Origin of the sequence: Hymenobacter latericoloratus (genome assembly GCF_014199535.1) — a bacterium.
GTDB classification, from domain to species: Bacteria; Bacteroidota; Bacteroidia; order Cytophagales; family Hymenobacteraceae; genus Hymenobacter; species Hymenobacter latericoloratus.
This window is the reverse complement of record NZ_JACHNV010000003.1, coordinates 541,864-556,451: the sequence shown is the minus strand read 5'-3', so window position 1 is coordinate 556,451 and position 14,588 is coordinate 541,864. Positions and strand designations below refer to the sequence as shown.

The following is a 14,588-nucleotide window of genomic DNA, read 5'->3' as shown; positions in this document are numbered from 1 at the left end:
CCCTATCCTGCAGGCCGGCCCGGGCAGTAGCCGGGGCCGGCTTTTTTTCACCTTTTCACTTATTTCCATACGATGAACAACATCACGAAAAACCTGACGGGTATTCTGTTCGCAGGTGCTAACGTGGCCCTGGCCGCGGCACCCTGGAAAAACAAGGTGCGGGCTATCTACGGCTTTAACGGGGCGGGTACCGGCTATACAGTATTCAAGCCTACCAGCTCGTTCAACTCGCTTACGCAACTGGTGCAGGATAGCTGCTACATTGTGGATGCCCTGACGCCGGGCTTTGAGCTGCCGGGGGCGGTGATTACGGCTTCGGGTGGGGTGAATCCGGCCTCGGCCATGTCGTTGGAGGGGCTGTATTTTTCCAAAGTCGGCAGCGACGAGTACGAACTATCGTTCGACATCAAGTACGGGCAGGAGTTCAATGCTCCGGGTAACCCGCCCTGCCTCATCACAGTGGACGATGATGCGCGCTTCCAGGTAGTGGCCAGCTACGGCAGCCAACTTATCAACGTGTACGGCCTAACGCCCGGGTCCATGCACCAGCTGAAGGCAGCAGACAGCAACGGTAACGCGGCCGTGCTGCCGTTTACCATCCCGACTACTCAGGGGTAGCCCGAGGAAACCAGTATGAAAAAAGCCGGCTCCCATCGTGGGGGCCGGCTTTTTCTGTGGTGTAGTTGTTGGCCCCCGCTGCCGCCCGTGGTGTTTCCGGAGCAGGCGGCGGGGCCGGCGGGAGTGGCCACTGTGGTTAGAGGTGGGCCAGGCTTACCGGTACTGCCGCCTGCTCGGCGTAGAGCTTCAACAGCCGGCGGTACTTCTTGCGGCCCTGCTCCATGCTGTAGGCGTCGGCCGACAGCTCCACCAGCCAAATAGCATAGGGCGCCTTCTTCTGCACGCCCACGAACAGGAACCTGTCGGCACCCAGCACGTCGGAGTAGAAAGCGGCCTGGCGGTCGTAGTCGTACTGTTCGATGGTGCCGACGAAGTGCGCGTAGTCCTGGCAGGAGGTAGTTTTGAAGTCTACCAACACCCGGCGGCCCAGGCGGGGCGTCACCACCAGCAGGTCGGGGCGAATCTTGACAGTCAGGCCGGTTTCGGTGTGGGTGGCGGTGTGGGTCAGCTCGGCGGTGCCCCGGTACAGCAGGTCGCGGCAGTAGCGTTGGCGGCGTACGGCGGCGGCCAGCGTATCGAGCAACTGTAGTTGTGCCGGAGGTAGGTCCTGCGGGGCGTGGTAGCGGTGGGGCTCCAGTACGGCTTCGTGGAAGGCAACGCCGAAGCTCAGGGCCTGGGGGTTGCCGGTGCGGGTGAGGCCCAGGGCCTCGTTTTTGAGGTTGCTCAGGTCGGTATTGCTGACGAAGGGCAGGGCGCGGTGCGCGGCCTGGGTGATGCCGGGGTGGGCAGTGACGGTGTGAAACATGGCGGATAGAAAAAAGTGGCCCCCTCCCCTGCTAGTGGCGGGTCGGGGGCCGGTGAATTACTGAGTTACGGTAGCAGCTTCGGCGGCCGGCGCGGCGTCGAGCTGGGCGGGCTGCTCGGCATGGTAGGTGGCCGGCAGGCGGTAGCCCTGGCAGATGCGCAGCTCGGCGGTGCCGGTCAGGGTTTCCTCGCGGTAGAGGTCGAAATCCTGGGCAAACTCCTGGCGGGCCTGCACCTCGCCCGGGTCGGCGGGGGTATAGCTGAACTCTACGATGTAGTAGGTAGCGGGCTTGCCGTCCTTTTCGGTCTGCTTCTTCTGCGGGGTGCAGGTCAGTACTACATCCGTCAGCTTCAGGTCGTCATAGAACAGGCTGGCGTTAAGCTTTTGCAGGTTTTCGACGCTGTAGCCGTGGAACAGCACGGCGCAGACGGCGCCCGATTCGTCCACGAAAAACAGCTCGGCCCACACCTTGCGGCCCATGCTGAGGATGTTGTCGGCGAAGATGCGCAGGGCTACCGGAATAAAGCTGAGCGTCTTGCCGAGCACCGTTGAGCCGCCGACGTTGAACACGCCGGCTTTGAGGTCGGCACGGATTTGCTTGGGGTGGCCGGGCAGGTAGCGGAAGCGGCTGGTTTCGGTCACCTCGCCCGTTTCCTCGTTCACGGTGGCGGTGAGGTAGGCCCGGCTGGGCGTGGGGGTGGCGGCCGTAGCGGTGGGCGTAACGGTAGTGGCGGGGGCGGTAGTGGGTTGTTTGGCCATGGGGGAAGTAGTTGATGGTGATAAAGGAATGGGGCCACTTGTCGGCGTGGCCCCCGGTGGCCGTGTCAGTCGTATGCTTGGCTGTAGAAGTCGCCCTGTAGCTTCTCCGCGTAGTCACGGCCGTAGTCGTGGGGGGTGTCGTCGTCCTCGTCCCAGTCGGCGGGCTGCATATCGTCCCAGCGGCTGGGCTCCGGCTGATTCAGGGCGGCAGCGGCGGCCTGGGCCTGCTCGTGGGTGGCGTAGGCTTCTGGCGCGGCCTCTTGCTGGTAGCGGCCGGGGCCGCCAAACGTGGTGCCGGGCTGGGCTACGTCGCGCACTACGGCCCACCCACAAAAGCCGGCGTAGAGGCAGGCCGCGTACCAGCGGCCTGCCTGCGTTGCGGGGGTGGTGCTCATAGCTGGCCCTCCTCGAATAGTTGCGCCTCTAGCTGCTCCTGTAGGGCCTGCTCCCGGGCCGCTCCAACATAAAGCAGGCGGCTGGTGCGCAGGCAGTACACGCCGCGCAGCCGAACGTGGGGCTGCTTGCGGCTGGACCACTGGAACTCATCAGCGGAAACCCACTGCACATAGTAGGAAACGGCCGCCTGCACCTGACGCAGCCCGCCAAACAGCGGCACTTGCATTTCGCGCTCGGGGAAGCAGCGGCGGCGGTTGTAGCCACCCACCCCAACCGGGGCGGGTGCTACGGTGGTGGCCTGGCTACGCATAAAGCAAGCGGGCTACACGGTGGCGGCGGGCCCGGCAGGCGAAGCCGGGGCGGGTGAGCTGTACCCCGCACAGGGCGGCGACCGTGCGGGCAATGGTGCGCTGGGCGTGGTGGCGGCTGACCGGAACCCCGGCCGCAGCGGCGGCGGCTACGGCGGCGGCTACGGCCTGGAACGGGCACTCCTGCTGCGAGAAGTGGCAGCCACCTTGACTGGGGTGGTAGGAAACCTGGTACTGGGTATAGTGGTAACCGCCCGGGGCCACATAATGGCTAATGGTGGCATGGTGGGCCACGGCCGGGCCGCTCCAAGCGGCGGAAACGAGCTGCGAGAACTGCAAGGGGGTAAGCATAGCCTGTAGATGTTAGGTGTAGAGTGCGCGGCCGTGGCCTTTGGCAGCGCGGGCGTCCGGGCCTCTCCCGAACTACTACCCAAATATACGCATTTTGATGTAAAATTATATATTAAAACAGGAAAACAATGTACTGAATTTTACATCAAAACAGTAAGCAAATACGTATATTGTTATATGAAAAAGATACAAAAAATAGCAGGTGTGGTGGGCAGCCGCGCCCTGGCGCATTGTCCCGCCCTGCTGGCCCGCCTAGATGCCCTGCACGGTGCCGGCGAGCTAGCCGAAGTGGTGAGCGGCGGGGCCGCTGGCGTGGACGCCTTGGCGGCCAGCTGGGCCATGCGCAACCTGGTGCCCCTGACCGAGCACCTGCCCGATTATGCCGCCCACGGCCGCGCTGCCCCGCTGGTGCGCAACGGGCGGATAGTGGCCGATGCTGACCTGGTGCTGGTGTGCTGGGACGGGGTGAGCCGGGGCACACTGGACGCGGCCCGGAAGGCGACCCGGCTGGGCAAGCGGCTGGAGTGGCTGGTGAAGCCGACGCCCAGTGCGGGCCCAGTGGCCGGCGGGCTGGGCCTGTAGGCCTGCCCCGCTGTGGGTGGCGGTGGTGGCCACTACCGCCGAAGCTGACGGGTGCAGCTGAGCCGGGCCGGTGCGGTCAAACCAAGCCATGGTACCCAGACCGGGAATGTCTTGGGTGGTCCACAGCCGGGCCGGTGCGGTCAAACTAAGCCCCCTACGACACGCACAGCCGCCAACCCTAGCCGAGTACCGCCCGACGCCTGCGCCTGCGCGTGGCGTGGCGGTGCCCCGCTGGCGCTGTGGCGGGCCGGTGGGGTGGCCCGGCCGACCTGCTACCACTGAATGATTGGGGGTCTGGGGGGCCGCCCCCAGAAAAACACTCGCCCGAAGGGCACCTTATGAGGCCCCAAGTCGCTAAGCCGCTGCCGCCGCTGCAAGCCGCTGAAGCTGCGCTTGGGGCCGAGGCCGATGCCCGGCCGACCAGCGGAAGGCGGGGCATGAAAGCCGCCGCGCGAAACGTTCTTCAAAGCGCGAAGCCCAATGCGGCGTGTACCTGTGAGCCAGAGTCAAGGCCTGTTGTCTGAGCAGCCGCTGTAGCCGCCCTAGCCGCTTCTGGGCTGCATTCTTATGTGACGGTTATGTGATTTTGCGGCTCGTTTTCGGTCTGTATCGGCTGAAAACGGGGTTTTCTTATGTGACGGGTATGTAACTGCGGGTGGAAAACGGCCAGGCGGCCCGCTTGGGAGGTGGAGACGAACGGGAGCCGGCGACCTTGCGAATGGGCCGCCTGGGCCGGTGCGGGGGGCGGGCGCAAGGTGTACATGGGGCAGGCAAGAGGCGGGCCGACCAGCGGGAGGCGGGCCGGGGCGGTGGGCGCTGGTAGCGGCGGCCGGGGGCCTTTTTCGGGCCCGGGGCCGCCGCGCAGAACAACAACGTCGCCGCCGGAGCAGGCAGAATCGGCCGGGATGCGCTAGGGATGGGAAGGGCCGGACGGGGCGTCGCGGCGGCTACCGTCGGGGCTACTGGGCCGGCAGCGTCGGGGCCCCGGCCGGGTGTGCAGCACCGCAGCGAAGCGGAGCCCTGAACAGCCCGGGCCGCAGGCAGCGCCCACCAAAGTACAATTATGCTTACACAAATACGCGACAACAGGCTATTGCATTTTAATGTAACATAGATAACCTTTACAGTGTTAACTACATCAAAATGCGTCATGCCTGCTGCTACGCCTTCTCTGCCTCGTCGGCCACCGACACTAAGCCCGAAACAAGGGGCTGCCCAAGCCGTGCGACTGGCCCAGGCTGCACCGCACTTGGCGGCGGCCTACGCGCATGCGCTGAGTCGGTGGCTGGGTGACCCGGTACTGTCGTTGCTTGGGCGGCCCATCATCACAGAGTGCTACCGGAGCCCGGAGCGCCAAAACGAGCTATACGCGCAGGGCCGTTCCAAGCCGGGGCCAATCGTGACCTATAAGCGGGGCGGCGAATCCAACCACAATCAGGGCCCGCCCACGCCGGCTATAGATGTGGCCTTTGTATTGGCGGATGGATCGGTGTCGTGGTCGGGGTTGCTGCTGCGCAAGTTTGCACGATTGATGAAGTACGCCGACGCGCGGGTAGTGTGGGGTGGGGACTGGAAGATGCAGGACCGGCCACATTTTGAGGTGCTGATGCCGCAGAAGGGAGGGCCGGGCCGTGGCTAACCTGGTGCTGGAGAACTGGGGCGTGGTAACGTCCGTGGTTGGCGGCTCGGTGGCGGTGCTGCTCTACTTCGTGAAGAGCTGGCGCGACGTGGAAACGCTGAAAGCCACCTGCCGCACGAATGAGCAGAAGTCGGAGGCCTTAACTCTGCGCGTGGACGAGTACCACGTCTCGGCGGTAGCGCGGGAGGCCAAACTGCGCGACGAATTGCGCCTGGACATCGAGCGGCTGCGCACCGAAAGCCTGGAGCAGCGCGAGGCCCTGCGCCAGCAGATGACCGAGCTGGTGCTCAAGCTCACCGAGCGGCTGGGCCACATCGACAAAACGATGGCCTTGGTGGAGGAACGCACCCGCAACCTCTCGGACGCCTACAAGGAGCAAGTGGAGCGCAACCGGTGGGCCGACCGGATTCTGGCCCGGCTGGAACAACACAACGGCCCCCAGGGGGCCTGAGCACAACCGGGCGGCCGGGTGGCAGCCCGTTTTTCACTCTTCTTTCCTTTTCAATTATGGACAAGAAACTAACGGTTCTGGACCGGGTGACGCTACCCACGCCCCGGTTCTTTCGCAAGGTGCGCACCATTGGGGCGGTGTTGGCGGCGGTGGGCGGCGTCATTGCCACGGCGCCGGTGGCGCTGCCGACGGTGGTCGTAACCATTGGTGGGTACCTAGTGCTGGCGGGGAGTGTGGCGGCGGCCGTGTCGTCGGTGGCAGTGGAGCCGAGTAGTCAGGAGCTGGCACGGAGGCCGGAAATTGTGGAGCGCGAGGATGGAGTTTCTTTGTAAGACAGGATTCAGGGAATACAAAAACGGCCACCCCTTGGGTGGCTGTTTTTGTAGTTCACTATCTCAAAAAACTGCACCCCTCCGAGAAACCCGTTGAAGCCCGTCATCTTCGCCTGCCTTTCGCGGTGATAGGACCCAGCGGCTAGCCTGTCAGGCATTATGGAATGAGCCGTTCTCTGGGAGTGGCTCGCAAAAACTCCGCGCCTATTTGTTAAGTCCGAGACTAATGGGTGCTGCCCCTTGGGTTGCCTGTGGTAAGCGGGGATAAATGGAAAAGCCTACCCAACATTAGGATTCGTTACCGCATGAGCGTGACGTGACCTTTAACCGTCTGCTCAGCCGCGTCGCAGTCGGTCGTGTATTTGGCCAGATAATAATAGACGCCATCGGCCGCTCCTAGCCCGTCCCAGAAGTTGCCATATTGTCGGGAAGTGAAAATTAGCCGCCCCCATCGGTCGAAGATTTGCAGATGGAACGTACGGGCGTAGGGCAGCCGCAACTCAAACACATCGTTAACCTGATCGGCATTGGGCGTAAAGATGTTGGGAATCTGTCGGGCCGAGAGGGGTTCAATACGTACCTGCACCGGGGCGGAAACGGCCTGGCAATTGTCGCTCGTAGTTTGGACCCGGTACCATCCAGCCTGCGTGGCCGTCCAAGAAATATTCGAGGTAGAACTAACAGGCTGCCACGGCCCTGAGGGCCCCGGTGCCTGCTGCCACTGCACAGCACTACCGGGGGCCGGGGCCGCAGCCAGTCGCAACTCGGTAGATGTTGTGCCACAGCGCAACACCAACGGACCGGTAGGCTGCAGCTGCGGCGTCAGCAGCGGACGCACGGTGATAGTCAGTGAATCGGCGGCGGCGCAGCGGCCGGTGCCGAGGTGGTAGCGAACAAGGTGCTGTCCGGGGCCAGCCGTGGCCACATTAAAGAGGCCCGTTGCGGAAACGCTGCCGGCAGGGCCACTCCAGGTACCTCCGGCTACGGATGCCCGCAGCACCAAGGCGGTATCGAGGCGACATAGCTCCGGAGGCTGGGACAGAATACGGACCGAGGGCGGGACGACAGCTATGCTGAGTGTATCCTGGGAGCGACAAACCGCAGCGTTAGCGGATAGGTAGGTAAGCGTATGTCGTCCGGGACCGGCCAGTGCGGAACTGAATTGGCCGGTGTTTCCGGGCAACAAGCCAGGCCCTTGCCAGGTGCCTCCCGGTAGGTTTGTTCGCAATTGAATCACGGTATCACGCAAACAAGTTAAAGCAGGAAGGGTTGGCCGCAGAATCTGCACTTCTGCTCCCACTGCAATAGCTATTGTATCCTGGAACTGGCAACTGCCGCTGAGGAGGGAGTAGATTATCTGGTGCGTTCCTACCCCGGCCAGCGTAGGCGAGAACTGGCCAGTTGCCGGGTTGCTGATGCCTGGGCCGGACCAGACTCCACCCGTGGCAGAAGCCTGTAAGGCTACTGGAGGGTTAGAAAGGCAAAAAGGTCCGGCGGGCTGTATGGCTGGTTGCCCGAGGACAAAGGCCTGTCCAGCCCGCTGCATACCTCCCGACAGGCGGCTGACGCCCCCAATAATTATGTTATCGGAATTGTCATCTACATCGGAGGATGCACCAAAGCCATCGAACGCACGGGGTTGTGGGGGCTCATATCGCCGCTGCAGAGTCCACGTATTCTGCGCAAGCTCGTAGCGGTAGACTACGCCAGGGGAAGAGTCAACCGGGCCAATACCGTTACTGACCAGCAAGACATGACCATTCATGGATACTGTTTGGCCATATCTGCCACGGGGACCATCCGGGCTAAAAAGGGTCTGGCGCAATTGCCAGCCCGTGGTCGTTCGCTCATAGATGCGCACCCCAATATTTGAATCGGAGCCAATGGCAGCAAAACGCCCATGCACTGCCACGGTAGTAGCGGTGAGTTGCCCCTTCGGATACACCTCTGTTTGAACTAACTGCCAATTACCTGGGGACGTCTGGTGGTAAAAGCTGGCGGATGCCTGACGCTGACCGAATCGGTCTACTGCCCCCACAACCAGCTCATTGTCGTGAATTGCAACGCTATAGCCATAATCATAATTGACACTGCTGGTTGGCGCCTGAAAAGTGGTAATGCGCTGCCAAGGCTCGGTGGCTTGGGCAGGTTGGCGGAACAGGTGTACCTCCCCGTTTCCCAGCCCGGTGTTGTAGCCCACCACTGCCGTTGATCCACTCTTGTCCAGCGTCCACCCGAAGCTACCCAGAGTTCTTGAGGGGTTAAGAATTAGCCCGGTTTGCGTCCAGATAGAGCCCGTACGGGTGAATACGTAAACCGCTCCACTTGCGGAAGGAGGGGTGCTTGGGCGCGTATAGCCATAGGCCCCGACCAAGGCGGTTACGTCATCGATATACAGACTACCGCCAAAGAAGTCCGCTGGCAAAGAACCAGTTGGAGCAAGCGTCTGACGAAACACCCATACGCCCCCTATGTACTCGTAGATATGGGCCTCGCCTGCCGCCTGCCCAAGAAAGGTGCTGGAAGCAATTGCGAACCGGGAACTGACACTGGTTGCCGTTCCCATATTCGCGTTGGCTCTAGGAACAGGCGCACTCAGGGTCACTAAGTCACCACAAGGAACGGAAGACTGTGCCCAGGTTACTTGAGTAGTCAGTAAACTGATTAGAAGTACAAGCGCCCAGGGCACGCTCGTGACTCTTTTGTACATTTTTAACAAGTATTCTAAAGTGTAAACGTTACGATTAAACACGAAAACAATAGTCCGAGACAACTATACACAGAGAGACCATTCAGCCACAAAGAAAATAAAATTGTGGGTTTTATATTTTAGTATCAGGGGGCAGTAGCGACAATTATAGCAGATTCGGGAACAGTTCGTCCTCGCTACGGGCTGCTACGTAGAGTGGAACATGAAACCGTATTCGCTTGATTTGCGCAGCCGCGTGGCGGCTGCCTGCCGCGAACCGGGCGCGGCGAGCAAACCCAACTTGTTTATACGGGGGGTCTTCAGTATTTAAATTGAATAAATCTTCCCTCTCTATATCTCCTAACTGGCTCGCTTTTCACCATCCGTACTGGCGTGCAGGTGTGGAATGTAGAACACGGATAAGTACCTGATATTCTATAGATCAAATAAAACGGCCACCCCTATTGGGTGGCCGTTTTATTTGAGTTGATGCTGCTCCTATCCTACTGAGTAAGCACCAGGCGGGTATGCAGGGGGGCAGAGTTGGAGCCGGTGAGACGCAGCACGTAGGTACCGGCAGTCAGCGTCAGCACTCTGCAATCAGTGGGAATCCTAATGAATAACCGTGAGCTCTCGCCGGTAGACGGCACCAGAGGCCGGGCTTCTTTGTTTTTATGCCGGTCGTTTGACGCGGCCGAAAGCGTAGTCGGCCAAATCTTTGGGATAGAAGCGCATAGCTTGCAGCTCGGTATCATCGGCACCCAATGCGTAGGCCACGGCAGCAGCTTCCCAGCACCAGTAGCCGGTAAAGCCGCCATCGGCGCCCAGGTGGGCGTTGTACCAAGTGGTGTTCATGCTCTCGTACCAGCCGCCCAGATAGGATGTCAGCAAAGCTGATTGCAAATCCATTGGGCCCTGAATGGCATCCCGCAACCGGCCGTACACTTTGGGAAACAACAAGCGGTTGACCCTGGGGCGGTTTTCCAGGCGGCGACCAATCAGCCATTCCACCAGGTAGTCTTGTCCGTTTGCCCCGATACCCGCCACCAATCGGGCAAACACGTCCCGCTCAACGTGGAGCAGCAGCGCCATGGACACCAAGGCCAACGCCAGGGTATATTCGTCTAGTTCCCCGTTGAAAAAGATGTCTTCGCTAGCGGGCTGCTGCTTATAGGCCTCCAGTGCTGCCACCATAGCCGGAAAGTCGGCAGCCAGCGTTTCCAGGGAGGCGCCGCGTGAGTAGTGTAGAAACAGCAGTTCGTAGCGGTACTTGAATTCGCAGAAATACACCATATCCAGCTGCACCTCCGCGGCCGGCAGCTGCTTGTCTTCCTCTACTGCCAGTAACTCGTCCTGGAGCAACTGAATGTCGCGGTCGAAGTAGGCGGCGGTTTGAAGCGGTTCGCGCGTTATCATCGTGTTGCGGCTCATAGAATAATCTTTTCGGTCAGTTGCCCGGCGGCGTCAATGTGGTGCAGCCGCTTCTCTACCGAGCCGGTGCGGCGCATAGCGGCCAGCACCCGCAGCTCGTTGGCCCGGCCTACGGCATTACGCAGCCGGTTGCTACCGGCCACCCACCCGTTGCTCATCTGACGGCCGTCCTGCGTCATGCCCAGGCGGGAGGAGCCATATTTGGCTTCGGTGATGATATAGTCGGGCGGCGGGTGGCCGTGCTTCCACACTCCATCAATGCCGTTACCACGTGGAGCCCCACCGGGTGGCCGGGGCGTCAGAACGCCGCCATCGTTGAGTTTGGTATGGCCCTGAGCCCGCATGTAGACGTCGGAAATATGCTCCCCATACACCCCTTTATCGGCATTGCTGGTGAGCAGAGGCGGCACGCTTGGGGCCGGGACCTGCACCCGTAATGGTTTGCCACTAGGCTTAGGCACGGCGCGGGCGGCGGTCAGGTTGGTTTCGTCGCCGAGGATGCGGGCACGGCGACGCACTTCTTCCGGTGCATCCCAGGGCAGCACGCTATGCGACTCGATGGTGGCCCCATCGAGGGTAAGGGCGGCGGCCGTGAGGCGCAGGGTCAGCGTTTCGCCCGGCCACCCCGCCGGATCGGCGGGGTGGAAGTGGCCGCGCAGGCCTACGCAGTGGGCCGCCTGGATGTGGAGGCGGTGCAGCACCGAGCCGTCGGAGCGGCGCTGCTCCAACTGGCTACTGGCCCGCTGGTAGGGGTCGAGCATGTAGGCGGCCAGGCGGGCGTCTTCGTCGGAGGCGTCGAGGGTGAGCGTGACGACGAGTGGGCGTACGGTGGTGCTAGGTCGGCCTACGTGGTCGGTGCCTTGCTGAAAGCCGTAATGGCCTTGCAGGACATTATACTGGTGGCCCTTAAAGGTCCAGGTAATGAGGTCGGGAGTAGCCGGCATGGGATAGTACCAAAGGAAACACTACGGTGTTACAGGCAACTAGACTTGGCAGGCAATAGGTTATTAGCGGGACGGGCGGAGTGCGAAACTAGCAAGTTTCAGCGGAGTGGAGACCAGGCAGATAGGCAGTACCTAGTTAGAACCCAAGCGGGGATTGTGAGCCATGATGAACTCATGTACCTCCTTGGTGATGCTGCGGGCGGCTGGGCTCATAGATTCCCAGGTGATATGCTTCACTGCTTCCTCGGCAAATTTGCGCTTCATGCTGCTTCCGATGCTGCCACTGCCCTTGGCCGGTGCAAAACCATCGGGCAGGGTTGGGAACTTGCCGCGGAGGTATGTGCCGACGTACTTATTCCTGTATTCACTCTGCTTAAGTCCAGTGGCGTCGAATGATTGTTTTTTGTACAACCCTTGCAAAGCAGCCACCAAGACTGTCGGCGTGAGTAAATTTTCAATTTCTCGCACCGGCAGGATGTGGTAGACAAACCCAGCGTGTTGTTGGCGGGTGCGGACCTCGTGGCGCGTCTGCTTGCCGGCGTCCTGATCGGCAATGAGCATGATGCGGTTCGCAACGGACAGAGCCCGGATTTTGCCAAGGATGGCCGGAGTTATCTGGCCGTTCGGTGCCAAGTTGTCGAAATAATAGTGCTCCACGTTGGCTCCCGCATATTCAAGAAAGGTGTAGTGCAAGCCTTCCAGCAACGACACCGTTTTGCCCTGCTCCTGCAAGTGCTTCCAGTATGCTTGCAGGTAGGCGCGCAGGTACAGTCGGTCCGTGATACCCTCGACCCAGAGCGTGCAGTTAGCCAGGAACACGGAGGAGTTTTGTACGCCCAGCGCATTCAGGTTTTCTAGGTCGTGGGGCGCGGACAGCTGAATCTGGAAGGATGAGCGGCCTCCCCTACCCTCTTGGCGGCGGAAGGTAAAAAGGTTAATGAGGCTGGCACCGTCGAGGGTGAAATCCAGAATGTGGTTGGAGTGTGTAGTAAGGAATATAGTGAGCTGCTTTTTGCGCAGGATGCTATTAGACGTAATGGTTTCGATGAACAGGCGCTGAAAGCCGGGGTGCAAATGGGTTTCGGGCTCCTCGATAAAGAACCACGCTTTGTCGGGGGCGATGAACAGCGGGTATAGGAGCATGATAATGGCTTGAATACCGTCGCCCAGGTCGTGAATATCACGCTCCACCCCTGCCACGGATACCAGAATATTGCCGCCCCGCTCATCCCGCACCCGCTCGGCCACTACCTCTACCGTCTTGCCGTTGAAGAAGGTGGTGGACAGAAACTGCTCAAACGCTTTGAAATTGGTGCGTCCGGTATGTCGGGCGTTACGGGTGGTGTCAACGGCTTCGTACAGCCCGAAACCGGTATCAACGATTACTCCCGACTCGGCTAAGTCGTAGTCGTGCTGGGTAGTATGTAGAAAGATGTCGTTCGTGGATTCCAACCGGGCTTTGTTGTTGGCAATCAGCGTGCGGGCGGTGCGGAGGGTCGGAATGTAAGTGCGCGAAGTGGGGCTGGTTACCGTAGAATTCAGTTGGCGCATTTCAGCTTGAACGGCGGACAAATCAGATATAATGCTACCGACTTCATCCATAAAGCCCTCTGCAGCCTCCGTAATATTCAACGGCCTTCCGTATACATCTTGCTTCCAGAACGGAGGGGAAAATATAAAGCCATGATGTTCGTGATTATAAAGATGCCCATTGCTGTGATGATGATATGTTCCCGCAGCTATTTCTTTGAAGACGTTTCGTATCTTCTCTACTTTAACGACAAGCTCAGTTATATCATTACTTAATTTCTCATCGTCAATAGCTGTTTGCAACCCTGTGCCCAAGCTGTCATGAAACTTTAATATACTCCGAACAATATTTTCTAATTTTCTCCAATATTCATTCAATCTAATTTCATTGTCTCTTTGAGACAATGAAATTAGCAAGTATTTTTCCGAATGAGTTTTCAAAACTACTACTCCTCGTAGTATTTTTTGTTTTAACAACTACGTCCAGATCCTTTTTTATATTATCGACTTTCTTAGTTATAAGTCGAGCGACATCTGAGATATTAACAATATTTCCATTGTCAATTATAGTTTTAACATCTACACTGCGCATTACTTCACGCATGAAGCGGCTCTTACCCGAATTATTCTCACCTAGCAGGATATTAACACTATTAATAGCACCGAAATACATAGGAAGCAAGTCACTGCCACTCAATGCGTAGGCTTGCAGAGGGTTATTGTCACGCTGATTTTGCTCAGTGCTAAAGGCTACGTAACGGGGCATGAAGCAAATAAAATTTAATTCCTGTAATCGTCTTTGAAGTTGCGGGTAGCTGTCAGTATTTCGGCAATGTGCGGCAGCAGCTGCTTTTTTTCTGCGTAGCTGAGCTTGTTGAAGGTGCCGGCAGAAAGCGTCGCTTTTCGCACTGCCTGCGCCTGGTCGTAGTAGCCCTTGCCTCCCCGCTTCACGGAGTAATCGAAGTCTTGCAGGCGAAAATGTTTAGCGGATTTTATGGGGAAACGGTCTGCTTCAGCGCTTGACAGAATGCCTTGCACAATCAGCTTCGGGCTGGAATAACCTTCGATGTTCACCGAAAAGGTATTGCCGAGTGCCCGGATGGATAAGTGTTTGGGGTTGCCCTCGATGGAGCATCGCCGGTCCACATGGGAAGCCAGGTAGTCGGCCAGGATGGCGCCGAACTCTTGCTCCGCAAACTCGCGCTCCTCGCGGCTCATCGGCGCTGGTACTGCCGCCGAGGTTGGTTTAGAAGGGGAAATGGCGGGTAACGATTCAGGGTCGAAAGGAGCGATAAACTGCTCCACGAAGCGGCGCAGCTCGGCCAGTTCCTCGGGAGTTTCCAGTTGGGCACCGATTTCAATGGAGTTGCCGATGGAGCTGCTCAGCAGATTGAGCGAGGTGAGGATGCCCGCCGTTTCGTTGTAATACAGCTTGGCGTGCAAGTTGGGAATAGGCCGGGGCATAATGCCCATACTTTGCACCTGCTCTTTGCTTACGGCACTGTTTTGATCCTCCCGGATGTAAAAAGCTATCTGCACGCCGCGGTTGCGGGCAGCTACCAGGGCGTTGGAAACGGACTTGGTATAGGTTAGATTGACATAAGGAGATACGATGACCAGTTCTTTTTGAGCCGATAGGATAACGTCAAGCAGCTTGCTCGGCACCTCGTGGGATTGAATAAGTTTCATGCAGGTGAGAGGAGTTTACCGGTAGGCAAAGGCCTGTATCATTCGCAAACTCCGATGATGCGCA

Annotated in this window: 16 protein-coding genes and 1 pseudogene; 5 read left to right on the top strand and 12 right to left on the bottom strand. The window is 59.2% G+C overall.

Features of this window, described 5'->3' with window-relative positions:
- The first annotated feature begins 72 nt into the window (after positions 1 to 72).
- The gene (locus GGU46_RS12870) at positions 73 to 618 is read left to right on the top strand and encodes a hypothetical protein (protein WP_183403933.1); all 546 of its coding nucleotides are present in this window, start codon (positions 73 to 75) and stop codon (positions 616 to 618) included.
- A 136-nt stretch (positions 619 to 754) separates the two neighbouring features.
- Here GGU46_RS12870 and GGU46_RS12865 read toward each other — a convergent pair whose 3' ends face one another.
- From GGU46_RS12865 to GGU46_RS12845, 5 genes are all read right to left on the bottom strand, one after another.
- Positions 755 to 1,423 (bottom strand): PD-(D/E)XK nuclease-like domain-containing protein, encoded by a 669-nt coding sequence (locus GGU46_RS12865; RefSeq protein ID WP_183403932.1) that lies wholly within the window; start codon positions 1,421 to 1,423, stop codon positions 755 to 757.
- A gap of 57 nt (positions 1,424 to 1,480) precedes the next feature.
- A complete protein-coding gene (locus GGU46_RS12860) occupies positions 1,481 to 2,182 on the bottom strand; it encodes a hypothetical protein (RefSeq protein WP_183403931.1) in 702 nt (233 codons plus the stop codon).
- A 65-nt stretch (positions 2,183 to 2,247) separates the two neighbouring features.
- Positions 2,248 to 2,577, bottom strand: coding sequence for a hypothetical protein (locus tag GGU46_RS12855; protein WP_183403930.1), 330 nt, complete (start codon positions 2,575 to 2,577; stop codon positions 2,248 to 2,250).
- Positions 2,574 to 2,888 carry a hypothetical protein gene (locus GGU46_RS12850; protein ID WP_183403929.1) on the bottom strand — a complete coding sequence of 105 codons (315 nt, stop codon included), beginning with the start codon at positions 2,886 to 2,888 and terminating at the stop codon, positions 2,574 to 2,576. The genes GGU46_RS12855 and GGU46_RS12850 overlap by 4 nt, the downstream gene beginning before the upstream one ends.
- Positions 2,881 to 3,237 carry a hypothetical protein gene (locus GGU46_RS12845; RefSeq protein ID WP_183403928.1) on the bottom strand — a complete coding sequence of 119 codons (357 nt, stop codon included), beginning with the start codon at positions 3,235 to 3,237 and terminating at the stop codon, positions 2,881 to 2,883. The genes GGU46_RS12850 and GGU46_RS12845 overlap by 8 nt, the downstream gene beginning before the upstream one ends.
- A 177-nt stretch (positions 3,238 to 3,414) precedes the next feature.
- Here GGU46_RS12845 and GGU46_RS12840 point away from each other — a divergent pair, with 177 nt between their 5' ends.
- The 4 genes from GGU46_RS12840 (at position 3,415) to GGU46_RS12825 (ending at position 6,241) form a co-directional block, all read left to right on the top strand.
- A complete protein-coding gene (locus GGU46_RS12840) occupies positions 3,415 to 3,819 on the top strand; it encodes an SLOG family protein (RefSeq protein ID WP_183403927.1) in 405 nt (134 codons plus the stop codon).
- A 1,150-nt stretch (positions 3,820 to 4,969) separates the two neighbouring features.
- The gene (locus GGU46_RS12835; protein WP_183403926.1) at positions 4,970 to 5,458 is read left to right on the top strand and encodes a M15 family metallopeptidase; all 489 of its coding nucleotides are present in this window, start codon (positions 4,970 to 4,972) and stop codon (positions 5,456 to 5,458) included.
- 4 nt (positions 5,459 to 5,462) lie between these two features.
- Complete coding sequence (locus GGU46_RS12830; RefSeq protein WP_317171913.1) at positions 5,463 to 5,909, top strand: hypothetical protein; 447 nt, start codon at positions 5,463 to 5,465, stop codon at positions 5,907 to 5,909.
- A 56-nt stretch (positions 5,910 to 5,965) separates the two neighbouring features.
- Positions 5,966 to 6,241, top strand: coding sequence for a hypothetical protein (locus GGU46_RS12825; RefSeq protein WP_183403924.1), 276 nt, complete (start codon positions 5,966 to 5,968; stop codon positions 6,239 to 6,241).
- 298 nt (positions 6,242 to 6,539) lie between these two features.
- On the opposite strand, the gene GGU46_RS22460 is transcribed toward GGU46_RS12825, so the two are convergent.
- From GGU46_RS22460 to GGU46_RS12795, 7 genes and pseudogenes are all read right to left on the bottom strand, one after another.
- Positions 6,540 to 7,166, bottom strand: a complete 627-nt coding sequence (locus tag GGU46_RS22460; protein WP_317171912.1) for a gliding motility-associated C-terminal domain-containing protein — start codon at positions 7,164 to 7,166, stop codon at positions 6,540 to 6,542.
- 1,392 nt (positions 7,167 to 8,558) lie between these two features.
- Positions 8,559 to 8,807 (bottom strand): annotated as a pseudogene (locus GGU46_RS22605) (hypothetical protein); the annotation flags it as partial.
- 795 nt (positions 8,808 to 9,602) lie between these two features.
- Entirely contained in the window at positions 9,603 to 10,361 is a 759-nt protein-coding gene (locus GGU46_RS12815) for a PoNe immunity protein domain-containing protein (protein WP_215906343.1), read from the bottom strand.
- Positions 10,358 to 11,305, bottom strand: coding sequence for a type VI secretion system tube protein TssD (gene tssD, locus GGU46_RS12810; RefSeq protein ID WP_183403921.1), 948 nt, complete (start codon positions 11,303 to 11,305; stop codon positions 10,358 to 10,360). Before tssD ends, GGU46_RS12815 begins: the two co-directional genes overlap by 4 nt.
- 132 nt (positions 11,306 to 11,437) lie before the next feature.
- Positions 11,438 to 12,856, bottom strand: a complete 1,419-nt coding sequence (locus GGU46_RS12805) for an ATP-dependent nuclease (RefSeq protein ID WP_183403920.1) — start codon at positions 12,854 to 12,856, stop codon at positions 11,438 to 11,440.
- Positions 12,857 to 13,220: 364 nt separating this feature from the next.
- On the bottom strand, positions 13,221 to 13,601 hold the full coding sequence (locus tag GGU46_RS12800) for a hypothetical protein (RefSeq protein ID WP_183403919.1): 381 nt from the start codon (positions 13,599 to 13,601) through the stop codon (positions 13,221 to 13,223).
- Between the two features lie 14 nt (positions 13,602 to 13,615).
- Entirely contained in the window at positions 13,616 to 14,524 is a 909-nt protein-coding gene (locus GGU46_RS12795) for a phospholipase D-like domain-containing protein (protein WP_183403918.1), read from the bottom strand.
- Positions 14,525 to 14,588 lie beyond the last annotated feature (64 nt).